The organism is Kitasatospora purpeofusca (assembly GCF_042691725.1).
Lineage (GTDB): Bacteria > Actinomycetota > Actinomycetes > Streptomycetales > Streptomycetaceae > Kitasatospora > Kitasatospora purpeofusca_B.
On sequence record NZ_CP170483.1, the window covers coordinates 6,411,687 to 6,428,710 of the forward strand.

Consider the following 17,024-nt stretch of genomic DNA (forward strand, 5'->3'; position numbering starts at 1 on the left):
ACTCGGGAAGGGACCGCCGTGCTGCTCGACACCTTCGGCCGCCGCGCCGTCGACCTGCGGGTCTCCCTCACCGACCGGTGCAATCTGCGCTGCACCTACTGCATGCCGGAGGAGGGCCTGCGGTGGCTGGCCAAGCCCGAGCTGCTCACCGACGAGGAGATCGTCCGGCTGGTGACCCTCGCGGTGCGCGACCTCGGCGTCCAGGAGGTCCGCTTCACCGGCGGAGAGCCGCTGCTGCGCCCCGGACTGGTCGGCATCGTGGAGGCCTGCGCCGCCCTCGACCCGCGCCCCGAACTCTCGCTCACCACCAACGGCATCGGCCTCGCCCGCACCGCCGCGGCGCTGCGCTCGGCCGGCCTGGACCGGGTCAACGTCTCGCTCGACACCCTCGACGAGGACACCTTCCACACCCTCACCCGGCGCCGCCGCCACCACGACGTGCTGGCCGGCCTGGCCGCCGCCGAGGCCGCCGGGCTCGTGCCGGTCAAGCTCAACGCGGTGCTGATGCGGGGCGTCAACGAGCACGAGGCGCCCGAACTGCTCGCCTGGTGCCTGGAGCGCGGCTACGAACTGCGGTTCATCGAGCAGATGCCGCTGGACGCCCAGCACGGCTGGGACCGCTCCGCGATGATCACCGCCGAGGAGATCCTGGAGCGGCTGTCCGCCCGGTTCGCCCTCACCCCCGAGCACTCCGCCGCCCGCGGCGCGGCCCCCGCCGAACGCTGGGTGGTGGACGGCGGACCGGGCCGGGTGGGCGTGATCGCCTCGGTGACCCGTCCGTTCTGCCGCGCCTGCGACCGCACCCGGCTCACCGCCGACGGTCAGGTCCGCAACTGCCTCTTCGCCACCGGTGAGACCGATCTGCGCACCGCCCTGCGCTCCGGCGCGGACGACGCCGAGCTGGCCGCGCTGTGGCGCGCCGCGATGTGGGGCAAGAAGGCCGGCGCCGGCATCGACGACCCGGAGTTCCACCAGCCCGCCCGCCCGATGTCGGCCATCGGGGGCTGAGGCTCAGCCCTCCTCGGGGGTCCACTCGGTGAAGCCGACGACCTCCTTGAGGAAGCCGCGCACACCGAGGAACTGGGAGAGGTGCTCCCGGTGCTCGTCGCAGGCCAGCCAGGTCTTGCGGCGGTCGGGGGTGTGCAGCTTGGGGTTGTTCCAGACCAGCACCCAGACGGCGTCCGCGCGGCAGCCCTTGGCGGAGCAGATCGGCGTCTGCGGCTGGGGGGTGTCGGGGAGCAGCATCGGCGGTCGTCCTCGGGCGGTCGGCGGGGGAGCGGTCACCGCCAGTCTGTCACGCGCCCCGATGAGCACCGCGCGAGAGCCCGCGCCCGAGCACCGAGCCCGACACCGGGGGAGCCGGAGCACGTGCGAGCGAGCCGAAGGGCCGCGCCGGTGCCGAAAGGGAGAAGCGAGGACGCCGTGACGAAGTCGCGGCGTTGGAGCGCCGACCGTCGGCACCGGACGTGAGCGGCCCGGAGGCGAGCCGAGCCCAAAAAAGGGGGAGAAGCGAGGAGGCCGCGACGAAGGAGCGGCATTGGAGCGCCGACCGTCGGCGCCGGACCGGAGCGGCCCGGAGGCGAGCCGAGCCCAAAAAAGGGGGGGAAGGGGGCGACGCCGGGCAGCCACGGGGGGAGCCGCCCGGCGTCGGTCCGTCGCTCCGACGGGGGATGCGGAGCGCGTACGCAGTATGTCACGGCCCGAGGCGGGTATGGGGAGGTCTTGCATGATTAATCTGAGCTTCTTTTGAGCTTTCCAGCCAGGCAACCGGTGGATTGTGGCTCAAAACGGACGGTCAGCTCCGGTCCTGTGAAGAATCGGTGGGCACACGCCCGGCCCCATCAGTACCCTGCGTCACATCCGCACCGCGCGCACCGGCGCCGCCGGGACCCAGCATCAGCTGCGTGGTCGGCGGCACGTCGAAGGTGGACGGCAGGCCCGGGGCGCGCTCCCGGCCCGCGTTGGCGAGCAGCACCGCGAAGTACGGCAGCAGCACCCCGCCCGCCAGCGCCGCGAACGCCAGCCACCGCTGGACGTCCCACAGCACCACCGCGAGCAGCACGCAGACCGTGCGCAGCAGCATCGAGGCGACGTACCGGCGCTGCCGCCCCCGGACGTCCTCGCTGAGGCTGCTGCGGGCCCCCGTGATCCGGTAGACCTGCTCGCCCTCGGCGCTCTTGCCCATGTCCCAAACCGCCCTTGTCCGCGCGCCCGCGCGCCTCGCCGCGCGGCCATCTCACGGTACGCCGGGAGGGGTCCGCGGACGAGACCGGGTCCGCGGAGATGCCCCTATCGGCCCTGCGAGAGGTACTCCGGCGGCACCACGTCCGTCAGCCAGACCCCGTTGGCGCTCACCCGGAACTCATGGCCCGCCGCCGCCATCGCGGCCGCGTCCACCAGGAGCACCACCGGCCGGCCGTGCCGGGCGCCCACCCGGGTCGCGGTCCCGGTGTCCGCCGACAGGTGGACGTCCTGCCGGGCCATCGGGCGCAGGCCCTCGCGAAGGATCGCCGGCAGGCTCCGGCTCGCCGTGCCGTGGAACAGCACCGGCGGGGGCTCGGTGGCGGCCAGCCCGAGGTCGACCGCCACCGTGTGGCCCTGGCTGGCCCGGATCGAGAGGCCGTCCGGCGAGTAGGCGAAGCGGCGCTTGTTGTTGGTCTCCACCACGTGGTCCAGCTCGGCCCTGGTCAGCCGGTTGCCCCGGGCGGCCAGCGCGCCGAGCAGCGTGTCCACCCGGACCCAGCCGGCCGGATCCAGGGTGATCCCGACCCGGCCGGGGTCGTGCCGCAGGATGCGCGACAGCATCTTGCTGGTCTTCACCGTGCGTTTCTCGTCCATCAGGCCGATCCTCCTCCGGTCGGCCGGGCCCCGGCTACGAGGCCTGGCTGACCGAGCTCATGTTGAATCCCGAAACCCGGACCGGCGGCATCGCCGTCCGGGTGAACCAGTCGCCCCACTCGCGGGGCAGGCAGCGCTCGGTGCGGCCGACCTCGGTGATCCGGCCGAGCATCTCCACCGGCGACTCGTTGAAGCGGAAGTTGTTGACCGCCCCGACCACCTCGCCGTTCTCCACCAGGTAGACGCCGTCCCGGGTGAGGCCGGTCAGCAGCAGGGTCGCCGGGTCCACCTCGCGGATGTACCAGAGGCAGGTGAGCAGCAGGCCGCGCTCGGTGCGGGCGATCATCTCCTCCAGGGTCGGCGCGGCCTCCTGGCCGGAGCCCTCCAGGACGAGGTTGTCGACCGCCGGGCGCAGCGGCAGCCCGCCCAGCGCGGCCGCGTGGCGGCTGGTGACCAGGGCGGCCAGCTCGCCGTCCCGGATCCAGTCGGTGGCGGTCAGCGGCAGGCCGTTGTCGAACACCGACGCCTCGTCCTCGCTGGCGTGCGCCAGCACGAACGGCGCGGCCTCCAGGCCCGGCTCGTGCGGGTCGGAGCGCAGCGTCAGCGGCAGCCCGGCCAGCTTCTCGCCGATCCGGGTGCCCCCTCCCTTTTTGGAGAAGACCGTCCGGCCCTCGAAGGCGTCCCGGCCGCCGGCCGACCAGTTCAGGTACACCATGAGGTCGGCGACGGCGGACGGCGGCAGCAGCGTCTCGTACCGGCCGGCCGGCAGGTCGATCCGGCGCGCGCCCCAGCCGAGCCGGCGGGTCGCCTCGGCGTGCAGGGCGGTGACGTCCACGTCGGAGAAGTCCCGGGTGGCGGCGCCGGTCCAGGCGGAGCCGGACAGGTCGGCGGTCTTGGCGTTCAGCTCGAACGTGCCGGTCGGCTGGTCGTGGCGCAGCCGCAGGCCGGTGGAGGTGCCCAGGTAGCTGGTGACCATCTCGTGCCGGGCGAAGCCGTACAGCAGCTCGCCCTGCTCGGCGGCGCGGGCGAAGGCCCGGCCGAGGGCCGGTCCGAACTCCGCGAACACCTCGATCGAGGTCTCCGCGGGCGGCCGGGTGAAGTCCGGCGAGTTCTGCTGCTCGGTGGCGGTGACCAGCGGCTGCGCGTCCTCGGCCGGGCCGGCGGCGCGGGCGGCCTCCTCGGCGGCCCGGACCAGGTCGGCCACGTCGTCCGGCCCGGCGGCCTCGCGGGAGACCACGCCGGAGGCGGTGCCCTCGGCACCGGCCACCGTGGCGATCACGGTGAGCCGCCGGCCCCGGGTGACGCCGTTGGTGGTGAGCGCGTTGCCGGCCCACCGCAGGTTGGCGGTGGACTCCTCGTCGGCGATCACCACGCAGCCGTCGGCGCGGGAGAGGCCGAGCGCCAGCTCGACGAGTTCGTGGGGCTGCGTCGTCGCGGTCATCAGTGGCCCGCCTCCTGCTGGGTGTTGAGCACGTTGACGTTGCGGAACAGCGCGGAGGGGCAGCCGTGGCTGACCGCGGCGACCTGGCCGGGCTGCGCCTTGCCGCAGTTGAAGGCGCCGCCCAGCACATAGGTCTGCGGGCCGCCGACGGCCGCCATCGAGCCCCAGAAGTCGGTGGTGGTGGCCTGGTAGGCGAAGTCCTTGACCTGGCCCGCGAGTTCGCCGTTGCGGATGGCGTAGGCGCGCTGCCCGGTGAACTGGAAGTTGTACCGCTGCTGATCGATGGACCACGAACGGTCGCCGACGATGTAGAGGCCGTTCTCGACGCCCGCGAACAGGCCCTCGGTGGACGGGCCGCCCTCGGCCGGCCGGAGCGAGACGTTGGCCATTCGCTGCACCGGGACGTGCGCGGGGGAGTCGGCGAAGGCGCAGCCGTTGGAGCGCTCGAAGCCCTTGAGCCTCGCCATGGCGCGGTCGAGCTGGTAGCCGACCAGCACGCCGTCCTTGACGAGGTCCCAGGACTGCGCGGCCACCCCCTCGTCGTCGTAGCCGACGGTGGACAGGCCGTGCTCGGTGGTGCGGTCGCCGGTGACGTGCATCAGCTCGGAGCCGTACTTCAGCGAGCCGAGCCGGTCGAAGGTGGCGAAGGAGGTGCCCGCGTAGGCGGCCTCGTAGCCGAGGGCGCGGTCCAGCTCGGTGGCGTGGCCGATCGACTCGTGGATGGTCAGCCAGAGGTTGGACGGGTCGATCACCAGGTCGTAGCGGCCCGGCTCGACGCTCGGCGCCCGCATCTTCTCGGCTAGCAGGACGGGCAGCCCGGCGAGCTCGGCGTCCCAGTCCCAGCCGGTGCCCGTCACGTACTCCCAGCCGCGCCCGACCGGCGGGGCCAGGGTGCGCATCGAGTCGAAGGCGCCGGTGCGCCCGTCCACCGAGGTGGCCTCCAGGACCGGGTGCAGCCGGATCCGCTGCTGGGTGGTGACGGTGCCGGCGGTGTCCGCGTAGAACTTGTTCTCCTGGACGGTCAGCAGGGTCGCCTGGACGTGCGAGACGCCCTCGGCGGCCAGCAGGCGCGCGCTCCACCCGGCGAGCAGCGCCGTCTTCTCGGCGTCCGGCACCTCGAAGGGGTTCACCTGGTACGCGGAGACCCAGGTGGCGTCCCGGTGCACCGGCTCGTCGGCCAGCTCGACCCGGTCCGTCGACCCCGCGGTGCGGCTGATCCCGCCGGAGAGCCGGGCCACCGCGACGGCCTGCTCGGCCACCCGGGCCGCCGCGTCGGGGGTGAGGTCCACCCCGGACGCGAAGCCCCAGGCGCCGTCCAGCAGCACCCGGACGGCGAAGCCGAGCTGCACGCTGTCGGAGGTGCCGGCCGGGCGGGCGTCGCGCAGCCGCCAGGAGGCGCTGCGGACCCGCTCCAGGCGGAAGTCGGCGTGCGCGGCGCCGAGTTCGCGGGCCCGGGCGAGGGCGGCGTCGGCGAGGGCGCGCAGCGGGAGGCCGAGGAAGAGCGGGTCGACGGCGCGGGACGGGGGCGTGCTGGTCGGGGGCAGCGGAGGCAATCGGGCTCCCTGGTCGGGCGGACGGCGGGTGCGGGCGCCCTCCTGCGCACAAAAGGGGAGCCCGCACCGCATCATTGCCCGTCAAAGGGGTTTCGGCCAGCGCATTTCCGGTGCGGCGGCCGGCCCGGTCGGACACGCCTCAGCCGACGCCCTCCCACCAGCCGTCCAGCTCCGGCGGGTTGTCGACGTCCACCCGTTCACCGGGGCGCGGGACCGCCAGCCGCACGCTGTGCTCCTTCGCCGCCACCAGCAGCCGCTCGACCGGCTCGGCCCACGGGTGCAGGCCCAGGTTGAAGGTGCACCAGTGCACCGGGAGCAGCAGCTCGGCGTTCAGCTCCCGGTGGGCGAGGACGGCGTCCTCGGGCGTCATGTGGATGTCCGCCCAGGCCGGGTCGTAGGCGCCGACCTGGACGAGCGCGGCGTCGAACGGGCCGTGCTCGGCGCCGATCCGCGCGTAGCCCTCGAAGTAGCCGGAGTCGCCGGTGTAGTAGACCTTGCGGCTCGGCCCGGCGACCACCCAGGAGCCCCACAGCGTGGTGTTGCGGGTCAGGCCGCGGCCGGAGAAGTGGTGGGCGGCGGTCAGGGTGAGCGCCAGGTCGCCGAGCGTGCAGGTCTCGTCCCAGTCCAGCTCGATGATCCGGTGCTCGGGCACGCCCCAGCGGCGCAGGTGGGCGCCGATGCCGAGCGGCACCGCGAACGGCGCGGACTGGCTGCGCACCAGCCGCCGGACGGTCGCCATGTCCAGGTGGTCGTAGTGGTCGTGCGAGATGAGCACCGCGTCCAGCTGCGGCAGCTCCTCCAGCTCCACCGGCACCGGGTGCAGCCGGCGCGGGCCGACCTGCGCGGCGGGGGAGCAGCGCTCGCTCCAGATCGGGTCGAGCAGCACCCGCGAGCCCTCGATCTCGACCAGCGCCGAGGCGTGCCCGTACCAGGTGACCGCCACGCCCTCGGCGGCCGGGCCCGCGCCGTCGGCCGGGCCGACGACGGGCACCGCGCGGCTCGGGGTGCGGCCGTCGCGCTGGAACAGCACCCGGCGCACCGTCTGCGGGTCGATGCCGGACGGCGCGGCCGCCCGGGCCAGCTCGGAGGGCGCGTTGTGGAAGACGCCGTCGCGGTACTGGGGGGAGTTGCGCAGCCGTTCCTCGCGCTCGCCGTCCGGCCGGCGGCCGAACGCCGCCGGGAGGTCGCGCAGCGCCCAGGCGACCGCTCCCGCGCCGACCGCCAGCGCGGCCAGGGCCGCCAGTCGTCCGCGCCGGTGGGTGGTCCCGGCCCGTGCCTCGCTCATTCCGCGCTCCGCCTCCGCTCGTCACCGGGGCCGCTGTCCGGTCGAGGGCCGTCGTCGGCCCCGGTGCGGCGGCCCCGGCGTCGTGCCGCACCTGGGGGCACAACGGGCGTGCCCCGCCGCCGGGTTCCCGGACGGGCCGCTCAGTGGACACGACAATCCGGCGCGGGGCGGTGGGCGAATCGCGGGAAATCCGGCCGGACACGGATTGTCGGGTACCGACAGTTCCGCCGGTGCGGCGCTGTGGGAGCTCGATTCGCCGCCGCGCCGGAACGACCGATAGCGTCACACCGCGTACCTCGTTACGACGTACGCGGACATCACGGAGTGGTACGCGGGCATCACGGCGTGCGCACACAACGGAGAGAGGTGGATCGTTGAGCCGCTCGGTTCTCGTCACCGGAGGCAACCGGGGCATCGGCCTCGCGATCGCCCTGGCCTTCGCCGAGGCGGGCGACAAGGTCGCCATCACCAGCCGGTCGGGTGAGGTCCCCGAGCAGCTGGCCAAGTACGACGTGCTCGCGGTGCGCTGCGACATCACCGACAGTGCCCAGGTGGACGCCGCGCTGACCGAGATCGAGGCCGCGCACGGCGGCGCGGTCGAGGTGCTGGTCGCCAATGCCGGCATCACCAACGACACCCTGCTGCTGCGGATGTCGGAGGAGGCCTTCACGTCCGTCCTGGACACCAACCTCACCGGCACCTTCCGCGTGGTGAAGCGCGCCTCCAAGCTGATGATGCGCGCCCGCAAGGGCCGGATCGTGCTGATCTCCTCGGTCGTCGGCCTCTCCGGCTCCCCGGGCCAGGCCAACTACGCCGCGTCCAAGGCCGGCCTGGTCGGCTTCGCCCGTTCGCTGGCCCGCGAGCTGGGCCCGCGCAACATCACCGTCAACGTGGTCGCCCCCGGCTTCGTGGACACCGACATGACCGCGGTGCTCAGCGACGAGCGCCGCGCGGAGATCGTCGCCGGCGTGCCCCTGGGCCGTTACGCGGCGCCCGCCGAGGTCGCTTCCACCGTGCGGTTCCTCGGTTCGGACGAGGCCGCGTACATCACCGGAGCCGTCATTCCCGTCGACGGCGGATTGGGCATGGGTCACTGAGACATGAGCGGAATCCTTGAGGGCAAGCGCATCCTGATCACCGGTGTGCTGATGGAGTCCTCCATCGCCTTCCACACCGCCAAGCTGGCCCAGGAGCAGGGCGCCGAGGTCATCCTGACCGCCTTCCCGCGGCCGAGCCTGACCGAGCGCATCGCCAGGAAGCTGCCGAACCCGGTCAAGGTCCTGGAGCTGGACGTCTCCAGCGAGGAGCAGCTGGCCGGCATCGCCGACCAGGTGCGCGAGCACCTGCCGAGCCTGGACGGCATCGTCCACTCGATCGGCTTCGCCCCGCAGGACGCGCTGGGCGGCAACTTCCTGAACACGCCGTGGGAGTCCGTGGCCACCGCCATGCACGTCTCGGCGTACTCGCTGAAGTCGCTCACCACGGCGCTGCTGCCGCTGATGCAGGACGGCGGCGCGGTCGTCGGCCTCACCTTCGACGCCCAGTACGCCTGGCCGCAGTACGACTGGATGGGCCCGGCGAAGGCCGCCCTGGAGTCGACCAACCGCTACCTGGCGCGCTACCTGGGCGAGCGGAACATCCGCTGCAACCTGGTCTCGGCCGGCCCGATCGGCTCGATGGCCGCCAAGTCCATCCCGGGCTTCCCCGACCTGGCCGCCACCTGGGACACCCGCTCCCCGCTGAAGTGGGACCTGAGCGACCCGGAGCCGGCCGGCCGTGGCGTCGTCGCCCTGCTGTCGGACTGGTTCCCGAAGACCACCGGCGAGATCGTCCACGTCGACGGCGGCCTGCACGCCATCGGCGCCTGACGCCTCCCGCACACGCCGCTGCCCGGCACCCCTTCCGAGGAGGAGGGGGCCGGGCAGCGGCGTTCTCGCGCGGGGCTACTGCGGGGCGACCGGCTTGCAGCCGTACTTGGTGGCCATGGCGTTGGCCCAGGTGCGGAAGGCGGGGGTGTCGACGGCCGGAACCTCCCGGTCGTCGCTCGAGGACCGGAAGACCTCGAGCACGAGACTGCCGGGGCCGCACGGAGCGACCACGCGGTTGTCCTTGCCGGTTCCCCGCCAGCCGGTCGGCAAGGGGCCCAGCGGATCGCTGCCGGTGCCGAGCATGGCGAAATTCGGATAGCGGGCATCGAGAGTGCCGGTGAACCGATAGAGCGGTGTCGACCGGTCGTTGTCGTAGATCCAGCAGGTCTGGACCGGCGCCGAGGGACTGCTGATGTCCTGGCGGGCGCCGGGCCGGAGCTTGTTGGCGGCGGTGGCACCCGCAAGCTTGCAGAGCTGTCCTTCGTCGACGGGCTGCGCGATCTGTTCGCCGGTGGTCAGGTGGACGTCGGGGACCTCCGCCGATCCGCAGCCGGAGCGGCGGGCGACCGCTGCCGCGAAGTCGGCGGCCAGCCCGGCCAGATCCTGCCGCGCCTCGGGCGACGCGGTCGTGTCCGCGCGGACGAAGCGGTAGGGGTCGGGCTCCTTGGCGCGGACCACGTCCACGGCGACCGCGTCGGCGTCCCGCTTCGGGTAGTGGTTCGTGTCCAGGTCGGCGAGTCGGCAGCCCGGCGCCATCAGCAGCCAGCCGCGGGCGTTGCCGAACGCGCCGACCGGCCCGCGGTCCGACTGGGACATCGCCGGATCGGCCTGCAGGGAAGGCTCGAAGAGCTCGGCCTTCTTGGTGCGCAGGTGGATCTCGGCGACGTACGTGCCGCCGCGCTCGAGGCTGATCGCGCAGTAGGCGTCCGGGTCGTCGCGGTCGGTCGACACGTCGCTGTCGGCGACCACGATCTTGCCGCTGCCGAGGACCCGTTCGGCGTCCTCGGCGGCAATGGCGCCGTCGCAGAGCCGGTCCGGGAGGAACAGGTTGGTGTACCGCCAGGTGGCGAAGCCGCCCGCGGCGAGGACCAGGACGAGCGCTCCGGCGACGGTCGCCCAGGCGCGTCGGGAGAGTCTCACTGCTGGCCGTTCCGTCCGAGGGCGCTCATCGCGTTCGCGTGGCCGTTGGTGTGGCCGTTCTCGATGTTGGAGTAGACGAGGTCGGCCCGGGCGTCCGTCGTGTAGCCGTTGGCGCGGCCCCAGCCGAGGGCCATCTCCTTGCTCTGGTTCAGAGCGGCGAAGTGGTGGTCGGAGGAGCTCTTGTTGCCGGCGTCCTGGGCGTCCTTCTTGACGTCGTCCGCCCACTGCTCGATGCCCATGTCGACGAGCGTTCCCGCGATGTCGCCGACCTCCGGGATGAAGCCGGTCACGGTGCCGTTCATCGAGGAGGCGAACGAGCTGGTCTTGTCGGCCCACTCCATCCGGTCGTCCTTGTTGTCGAGGATGACGTCCGAGCGGATGGCGTCGTAGGCGCCGAGCGCGGTGCCGACGCGCTGGGCCGGGAGGTCGACCACGTCGCGCTCCGCGCGGGGGTCGGCCGGCAGTCCGCCGATGATCTCGGCGGCCTTGGCCCGTTCGGCGCCGTAGAGCAGCGCGTAGGCCTCGGGCTCGTCCGAGACGCCGCGCAGCACGCGGACGAGGCTGTCGGCGCCGCCGTCGAGGTGGCCCTCGCCGTTCTCCTCCCGGACGCCGCCGCTGCCGCTGCTGACGTGGTCGCTGAGGATCTTGTGCGTGTCGTCGACGTAGTCCGACAGCGCGTTGGCCAGCGGCATCTTCAGGTCGTCGTGGATCTCGCTGCCCTTGCCCCCGCCGTCCAGGGCCGAGATCACGCCCTCCATGACCCGGGCCTGGGCCGGGGTGTGCGGGCCGCCGTTGTGGGTGCCCTGGCCGGGGACGTTGCCGGTGGCGGCGGCCTCCAGGGCGGCGGCGAGGCCGTCCTGGTGGGTGGTCTTGTCGACCATCGGCGGGCCGTACAGGGTGTTGACGTACGAGGTGGGCCACTCGCGGTCGCGCAGCAGGTACTTGAGGCGGTCGTCGGCGCCGGGGGCCTTGGGGTCGAGGAACATGGTGGCGGCGTCCGGGTTCTGGCCCATCAGCTTGAGCACGCCGTTCACGGGGTCGTACTCCAGGTCCGGGCGCGGGCCGTTGAACTGGTGCGAGGCCCAGCGGTTCTTGTCGCGCTCGGCGCCGAGGATGTCGGTGCCGAGGTCGTTCAGGAACTGCGAGCCGTACCCGGCGTTGCCGTGCTGGAGCAGGGTGGTGAGGGTCTGGTAGCCGTAGATCGGCTCGGCGCCGCCGCCGAAGTGGCGCTCGTTGACGTTCTTGACGCCGGCTTCCTGCAGGCCCTTGCGGAAGTCCTGGTAGAACTTGCCGTTGGTGTCCCGGGTGGCGCCGGCGATGGTGTTGGCGAGGTTGGTCTGCAGCTCGCCGTACTCGCCCTTGTTCTTGCCGTCGCGGTCGTTGAGCCGGACCTCCAGCTCGTCGGCGAGCAGCAGGGTGCCCTCGGGGCCGAGCGCGTTGAGCAGGGTCTGGCCGTAGACCGGGCTGCCGGAGTTGGCCTTCATCAGGTTGTTGAGCTCGGCGAACTCCTCCGGGGTGAGGGTCTTGCCCTCCTTGAGCCGGGCGGCGAGTTCGGCGGCCCGCCGGCCGTCCGCCTCGTCGCCGCCGCCGACGGCCCGGCCGTTGAACTCGTTCGAGAGGTCGCCGACCTTGGCGGCGCGGCGCAGCTGGAGGGCGGCCCGCTGGTCGGCGGCGGTCGCCTCCTCCACGTAGGTCTTGATCTTCTGCGCCCACTGGCCGGCGGCCTCGCCGCGCTCCTGCTGGTAGTCCCGGTCGTGGCGGTACTCCTGCTTGGTGGCCGGGTCGAGCGCGCCGACGTCGAACATCACGGCGCCGGTGCCGGTCACCTTCATGCCGTCGGCCTGGGCGTCGGCGACGGCCTGCTTCAGCTTCTTCTGCGCCGACTCGAAGTCGCTCTTGGCGTCGGTGATGATCGAGGCGACCGCCTTGGCCTCGGTCTGCGCGTCGATGCTCTGCTGGCGGGTGACGCTCACGTGCTGGTTGGCGGCGGAGGCGGTGGAGCCCATCCACAGGCCCTGGTTGCCGGTGAACGCGAGCACCTCGGTCTCCAGCCGGTGCTGGATCTGCTGGTACTTGCCGGCCATCGCCGTCCAGTCGGCGGCGGCCTTGGCCATCGCGGACGGGTCGGCCTTCATGACGTCCTCGAAACCGAGCAGGCTCATGGTCAGCCCTTCCCGGGGGTGAACGACGTGGCGATGCCTTGCTCGACGCTCAGGTAGTTGGTGTGGGTCTGCCGCATCATCCCAGCCTCCTGGTTGAGGCGGCCGTTGAGCTGCGAGACCTGCTCGTGCCACTCCTTGACCGCACCGCGCAGCGCCGACGCGGTGTCCCAGCCGCTCAGCTTCGTGGCCGCGGCCTCGGTCGACTCGTCGGCCGCCTTGCCGGCCGCGGTGCTGTCGTTGGCGATGCCGTCCAGGGAGGTCGCCGCCTTGTCGAGGGCCGGCGTCGACACCTTCGTCGGCGTCCCACCGCCCGGTCCCTGGCCCAGTTTCAGGTCCGGATCCGCCATCAGTTCTCCCCGTTGTGTCCACATGCGACCGGAGTGCGGCCGTCCGCGAAATTTCCCCGGGACGTTAGCACGCCAAATCCCGCCCCCGGCAAGGAGCAAGGTCATCTCCCGGGGGCGGGGCGCGGGGCCGGGCAGAAGGGGCCGGACGGCGGGGTCAGGCGACGGGGTCGCTGCACGCGCCGATGGCGCGGGCGGCCTCGTGGGAGGCGCGCTCGGGGTCGCGGGCCCGGATGGCGTCGACGATCCTGTCGTGGCCGAGGTAGCGCTCGGCGATGAGCTCGGGGCCGACCCGGTGGCGCAGTTGGGCACGGGTCACCTCGCCGAGATCGGCGTAGAGGACGGCGAGCACGTCGTTGTGGGCGGCGGCGACGACGGCCTGGTGGAAGGCGGCGTCGGCCTGGACGAAGTCCTCGGCGTCCCCCGCGCGCCAGGCGTCCTCGCGGCGGGCCAGGGCGGCGTCGATGAGGGCGAGGTCGCGGTCGGTGCGGCGGGTGGCGGCGAAACCGGCGGCGGAGGTCTCCAGGGTGACCCGCAGTTCGGTGACCTGGGCGCGGTCGGCGTCGGCGAAGCGGCGGTGCATCACGCCGGCCAGTTCGCTGGTGGCGAGGACATAGGTGCCGGAGCCCTGGCGGATGTCCAGCAGTCCGTTGTGGGCGAGCGCGCGGACGGCCTCGCGCACCGTGTTCCTGGCCACACCGAGCTGTTCGACGAGGGCGGCCTCGGTGGGGATGCGCGAGCCGACCGCCCACTCTCCGGAGGTGATCTGGGCGCGCAGCTGGGCGATCACCTGGTCGGACAGCGGGGTGCGCCTCGGCGAGGACAGCGCCACGGGGGACTCCTTGGGTCGGGTGGGTCGGGCCATCATGCCAATTCGAGGATGCGCTAATTCATCCCATCATTCTATGATGGCGCGCATGTCGTCCGCAGCAGGCACCGAAGCCCCCCTCATCGAGCCCTCCCGGGCCGCCTCCCGGCCGCCGGCCGAGCGCTCCTCCCCGACCGGCCGCAGCTCCCTCGGCTGGCTGTTCGCCCTCGCGATCGCCGCCGCCGCGTTCAACCTCCGCCCCGTGGTCACCAGCCTCGGCCCGCTGCTCGACCAGGTCCGCGAGGACCTCGGGATGAGCCCGACGGTGGCCGGCCTGCTCACCGCCGTCCCCTCGCTCTGCTTCGCCCTGTTCGGCTTCGCCGCGCCCGGACTGGCCCGCCGGCTCGGCCCGATCGCGGTGGTCACCGCCGGCATGGGCGCGATCACCGCGGGCGTGCTGGCCCGGTCGTTCGCCGGCAACACGGCCGTCTTCCTGCTGCTGACCGCGCTGGCGCTGGCCGGTGTCGCGGTCGCCAACGTGCTGATCCCGGTGGTGATCAAGCGCTACTTCCCGGAGAAGGTCGGGCCGATGATCGGCCTGTACTCGATGGCGCTGTCGGGCGGCACCGCGCTGGCCGCGGCCGTGGCCGTCCCGCTGACCAGCGCGCTCGGCGGCGACTGGCGGATCGGCCTCGGGGTGTGGGCCGCGCTCGGCGCCCTCGCCCTGCTGCTCTGGATCCCGGTGCTGCTCGCCCGGCGGGGCTCCGGCGGGCCGTCGGGCGGCGCGGCCGCCGGGGCGCGGCTGCCGATCACCCGCAGCCGCACCGCCTGGGCGCTGGCCTGCTTCTTCGGCTGCCAGGCCACCGGCGCGTACGTGGTGATGGGCTGGCTGCCGAAGATCTTCCAGGACTCCGGCATCTCCGAGGGCACCTCCGGCGTGCTGCTGGCGGTGACCATGGTGATCGGCGTGCCGGTCTCCTTCGTGCTGCCCAACCTGGCCGCCCGCCGCGGCGACCAGCGGCTGTTCGTGGTGGTCCTGGCCTCCTTCGGCATCGTCGGCTACCTCGGCCTGGCGTTCGCCCCGGCCGGCGCGCCGTGGCTGTGGGCGGTCCTGGTGGGCCTGTCCAACTGCGCCTTCCCGCTGGTGCTCACGATGATCGGCCTGCGCGCCCGGACGGCCGGCGGGGTGGCCCAGCTGTCGGCCTTCGCCCAGGGCGTCGGCTACCTGATCTCGATCCCCGGCCCGATCCTGATCGGCCGGCTCTACGAGGCGACCGGTGAGTGGTACCTGCCGCTCGGCTTCCTGGCGGTGCTGCTGGTGCCGCAGATCCTGTTCGGCCTGCGGGCGGCCCGGGCCCGGCACATCGAGGACGAGGCCGTCCCGGCGGGGGCGGTGGCCGCGGCCTGACGGGGCCGGTGGTGGACGGGCGTGTCCGGGGTGGGAGAATCCGGGCATGCCCGTTCTCGAACCGAACCCCACCGACGGCCACAAGAAGCTCGGCCAGATCGCCGCGGCCATCGGCGGCATCGTCGTCCTGCTGATCATCGTCGCGACCGTCGCCCAGAACCTGGGCTGACGGCCGGGCGACCTCCCGGTGAACCGCGCATGATGGCACCGCCCGCCCCGCCGGGTGGCGGCATCGGGCGGCATCGCGCTCCCGGCCGGCTTTTCTGCCAAGCTTGCTGGGTATGAGCGCCGACACGCCCCGCAGGATCATCGTTCTCCGCCATGCCAAGGCCGACTGGCCCAACGGCGTCGACGACCACGAGCGGCCGCTGGCCGACCGGGGCCGCCACCAGGCCCCGGAGGCCGGACGCTGGCTCACCGACTCCGGGATCAACCCCGACTACGTGCTCTGCTCCGACGCCCTGCGCACCCGGGAGACGTGGAAGCTCGCCGCGCACGAGCTGCCGAAGCGCTCGCGCCGGACCGTCTACGAGAACCGGGTCTACGAGGCCACCCCCGGCAAGATCATCACCGTCCTCCAGGAGACCCCGGAGGAGTACGCCGACCTGGTCCTGGTCGGCCACAACCCCGGGGTGCTCGGCCTGACCCAGGTGCTGGCCGGCGACGAGGGCGACCGGGAGGCGCTGGAGCGGCTGCGGCTCGGCGGCTTCCCGACCGCCGCCATCGCGGTGCTCAGCTTCTCCGGCTCCTGGAAGGACGTCGAGCCGGGCGTGGCCGCGCTGGTCTCGTACTTCACGCCGCAGGACTGAACGCGGACGACCGAGGGGCGCGCGGACCGAGTCCGCGCGCCCCTCGGCGTCGCCGTACGGGTCGGGTCAGCCGGCCGCCGGGCCGCCGTCCGCCGGACCGTCGAGGACGTCGGCCGCCTCGACCTCCTCGCGGGTGATCCCCAGCAGGTACAGCACGGTGTCCAGGAACGGGACGTTCACCGCGGTGTCCGCCGCCTGCCGCACCACCGGCTTCGCGTTGAACGCCACGCCCAGCCCGGCCGCGTTCAGCATGTCCAGGTCGTTGGCGCCGTCGCCGATCGCCACCGTCTGCTCCAGCGGCACCTTGGCCTGCTCGGCGAACCGGGTCAGCCAGCGCGCCTTGCCCGCCCGGTCGACGATCTCGCCGACCACCCGGCCGGTGAACTTCCCGTCCACCACCTCCAGGGTGTTCGCCGCCGCGAAGTCCAGCCCCAACTGCTCCACCAGGTGGTCGGTGACCTGGGTGAACCCGCCGGACACCACCGCCACCTGGAAGCCCAGCTTCTGCAGCGTGCGGATCAGGGTCCGCGCGCCCGGGGTGAGCCGGACCTCCGCGCGCACCTTCTCGGTCACCGCGGCGTCCAGCCCGGCCAGCAGCGCCACCCGGGCGTGCAGCGACTCGGCGAAGTCCAGCTCGCCGCGCATCGCCGCCGCCGTCACCTCGGCGACCTCCGCCTCGCAGCCCGCGTGGGCGGCGAACAGCTCGATCACCTCGTCCTGGATCAGCGTGGAGTCGACGTCCATGACGACCAGCCGCTTGGCCCGCCGCTCCAGCCCGGCCGCCACCACCGCGACGTCCACCCGCTGGGTGGCCGCCTCCTGCGCCAGCTCGGCGCGCAGCCGGTCGGTCGCCACACCCGAGACGGCCAGCTCGACGGCGGTCACCGGGTACTTGGCGAGCCGGAAGACGCGGTCGATGTTGCCGCCGGACTCGGTGACCCGGGAGGTGAGCGCGGCGACGGCGGCGGCGGTCAGCGGGTGGCCGAGGACAGTGACGTGCGAGCGGCCCTCGCGGCGCGGCCGGTTGTCGCCGATGCCGGAGAGGATCTCGGCCTGGAGCTTCTGGTCCTCGGCCCAGCGGTGCACCACGGCCCGCAGGCCGCCCTCGGCGCCCGGCGCCTGGGGAGCGCTGACCAGGACGCACAGCGTTATCCGGCCACGGGTGACCACCTGCTCGATGTCGACGACCTCGACGCCGTACCCGGCCAGGGTGGCGAAGAGCCCGGCGGTGATCCCGGGGCGGTCCTTGCCGAACACCTTGACGAGCAGGGTGCGCCCGTCCTCGGTCCGGGGCTGCGGGGCGGGGAGCGGCTCGGCGGCCAAGGGCGATGCGTTCATGGTGCCTCCCACGCTACCCGCAGCCCGCCG

17 protein-coding genes are annotated in these 17,024 nt (G+C 73.3%); 6 read left to right on the forward strand and 11 right to left on the reverse strand.

What is annotated here, in order from left to right; translation table 11 throughout:
* Window positions 1–18: 18 nt before the first annotated feature.
* Window positions 19–1,008 carry a GTP 3',8-cyclase MoaA gene (gene moaA, locus ACFCLZ_RS27740; protein ID WP_380280318.1) on the forward strand — a complete coding sequence of 330 codons (990 nt, stop codon included), beginning with the start codon at window positions 19–21 and terminating at the stop codon, window positions 1,006–1,008.
* Window positions 1,009–1,011: 3 nt separating this feature from the next.
* Here the strand turns inward: moaA and ACFCLZ_RS27745 are convergent, their stop codons facing one another.
* The 6 genes from ACFCLZ_RS27745 to ACFCLZ_RS27770 form a co-directional block, all read right to left on the reverse strand.
* Window positions 1,012–1,245: a hypothetical protein gene (locus tag ACFCLZ_RS27745; protein WP_380280320.1), complete on the reverse strand. Its 234-nt coding sequence runs from the start codon at window positions 1,243–1,245 to the stop codon at window positions 1,012–1,014.
* 550 nt (window positions 1,246–1,795) lie between these two features.
* Window positions 1,796–2,185, reverse strand: a complete 390-nt coding sequence (locus ACFCLZ_RS27750) for a DUF3099 domain-containing protein (RefSeq protein ID WP_380280322.1) — start codon at window positions 2,183–2,185, stop codon at window positions 1,796–1,798.
* A gap of 104 nt (window positions 2,186–2,289) precedes the next feature.
* On the reverse strand, window positions 2,290–2,838 hold the full coding sequence (locus tag ACFCLZ_RS27755; RefSeq protein WP_380280324.1) for an RNA 2'-phosphotransferase: 549 nt from the start codon (window positions 2,836–2,838) through the stop codon (window positions 2,290–2,292).
* Window positions 2,839–2,872: 34 nt separating this feature from the next.
* A complete protein-coding gene (locus ACFCLZ_RS27760; RefSeq protein ID WP_380280325.1) occupies window positions 2,873–4,279 on the reverse strand; it encodes a metallopeptidase TldD-related protein in 1,407 nt (468 codons plus the stop codon).
* On the reverse strand, window positions 4,279–5,823 hold the full coding sequence (locus tag ACFCLZ_RS27765) for a TldD/PmbA family protein (RefSeq protein WP_380286304.1): 1,545 nt from the start codon (window positions 5,821–5,823) through the stop codon (window positions 4,279–4,281). The genes ACFCLZ_RS27760 and ACFCLZ_RS27765 overlap by 1 nt, the downstream gene beginning before the upstream one ends.
* A 148-nt stretch (window positions 5,824–5,971) precedes the next feature.
* The gene (locus tag ACFCLZ_RS27770; RefSeq protein WP_380280327.1) at window positions 5,972–7,117 is read right to left on the reverse strand and encodes an MBL fold metallo-hydrolase; all 1,146 of its coding nucleotides are present in this window, start codon (window positions 7,115–7,117) and stop codon (window positions 5,972–5,974) included.
* A 374-nt stretch (window positions 7,118–7,491) separates the two neighbouring features.
* On the opposite strand from ACFCLZ_RS27770, the gene fabG reads away from it, so the two are divergent.
* Entirely contained in the window at window positions 7,492–8,214 is a 723-nt protein-coding gene (gene fabG / locus ACFCLZ_RS27775; RefSeq protein WP_380280329.1) for a 3-oxoacyl-[acyl-carrier-protein] reductase, read from the forward strand.
* A 3-nt stretch (window positions 8,215–8,217) separates the two neighbouring features.
* On the forward strand, window positions 8,218–8,985 hold the full coding sequence (gene fabI / locus ACFCLZ_RS27780) for an enoyl-ACP reductase FabI (RefSeq protein WP_380280330.1): 768 nt from the start codon (window positions 8,218–8,220) through the stop codon (window positions 8,983–8,985).
* 75 nt (window positions 8,986–9,060) lie between these two features.
* Here the strand turns inward: fabI and ACFCLZ_RS27785 are convergent, their stop codons facing one another.
* The 4 genes from ACFCLZ_RS27785 to ACFCLZ_RS27800 all read right to left on the reverse strand — a co-directional run bounded on the left by ACFCLZ_RS27785 (window position 9,061) and on the right by ACFCLZ_RS27800 (window position 13,463).
* Window positions 9,061–10,125, reverse strand: a complete 1,065-nt coding sequence (locus tag ACFCLZ_RS27785; RefSeq protein ID WP_380280332.1) for a hypothetical protein — start codon at window positions 10,123–10,125, stop codon at window positions 9,061–9,063.
* Window positions 10,122–12,287: a DUF6571 family protein gene (locus ACFCLZ_RS27790; protein ID WP_380280334.1), complete on the reverse strand. Its 2,166-nt coding sequence runs from the start codon at window positions 12,285–12,287 to the stop codon at window positions 10,122–10,124. Before ACFCLZ_RS27790 ends, ACFCLZ_RS27785 begins: the two co-directional genes overlap by 4 nt.
* A gap of 2 nt (window positions 12,288–12,289) precedes the next feature.
* Complete coding sequence (locus tag ACFCLZ_RS27795; protein WP_380280336.1) at window positions 12,290–12,634, reverse strand: WXG100 family type VII secretion target; 345 nt, start codon at window positions 12,632–12,634, stop codon at window positions 12,290–12,292.
* 154 nt (window positions 12,635–12,788) lie between these two features.
* Window positions 12,789–13,463, reverse strand: a complete 675-nt coding sequence (locus ACFCLZ_RS27800) for a FadR/GntR family transcriptional regulator (RefSeq protein WP_380280337.1) — start codon at window positions 13,461–13,463, stop codon at window positions 12,789–12,791.
* 85 nt (window positions 13,464–13,548) lie between these two features.
* On the opposite strand from ACFCLZ_RS27800, the gene ACFCLZ_RS27805 reads away from it, so the two are divergent.
* From ACFCLZ_RS27805 to ACFCLZ_RS27815, 3 genes are all read left to right on the forward strand, one after another.
* Window positions 13,549–14,847, forward strand: a complete 1,299-nt coding sequence (locus tag ACFCLZ_RS27805; RefSeq protein WP_380280339.1) for a CynX/NimT family MFS transporter — start codon at window positions 13,549–13,551, stop codon at window positions 14,845–14,847.
* 46 nt (window positions 14,848–14,893) lie between these two features.
* The gene (locus tag ACFCLZ_RS27810) at window positions 14,894–15,016 is read left to right on the forward strand and encodes an SGM_5486 family transporter-associated protein (RefSeq protein ID WP_380280341.1); all 123 of its coding nucleotides are present in this window, start codon (window positions 14,894–14,896) and stop codon (window positions 15,014–15,016) included.
* A gap of 112 nt (window positions 15,017–15,128) precedes the next feature.
* The gene (locus ACFCLZ_RS27815) at window positions 15,129–15,656 is read left to right on the forward strand and encodes a SixA phosphatase family protein (protein ID WP_380280343.1); all 528 of its coding nucleotides are present in this window, start codon (window positions 15,129–15,131) and stop codon (window positions 15,654–15,656) included.
* Between the two features lie 66 nt (window positions 15,657–15,722).
* Here ACFCLZ_RS27815 and serB read toward each other — a convergent pair whose 3' ends face one another.
* Entirely contained in the window at window positions 15,723–16,994 is a 1,272-nt protein-coding gene (serB, locus tag ACFCLZ_RS27820) for a phosphoserine phosphatase SerB (protein ID WP_380280344.1), read from the reverse strand.
* Window positions 16,995–17,024 lie beyond the last annotated feature (30 nt).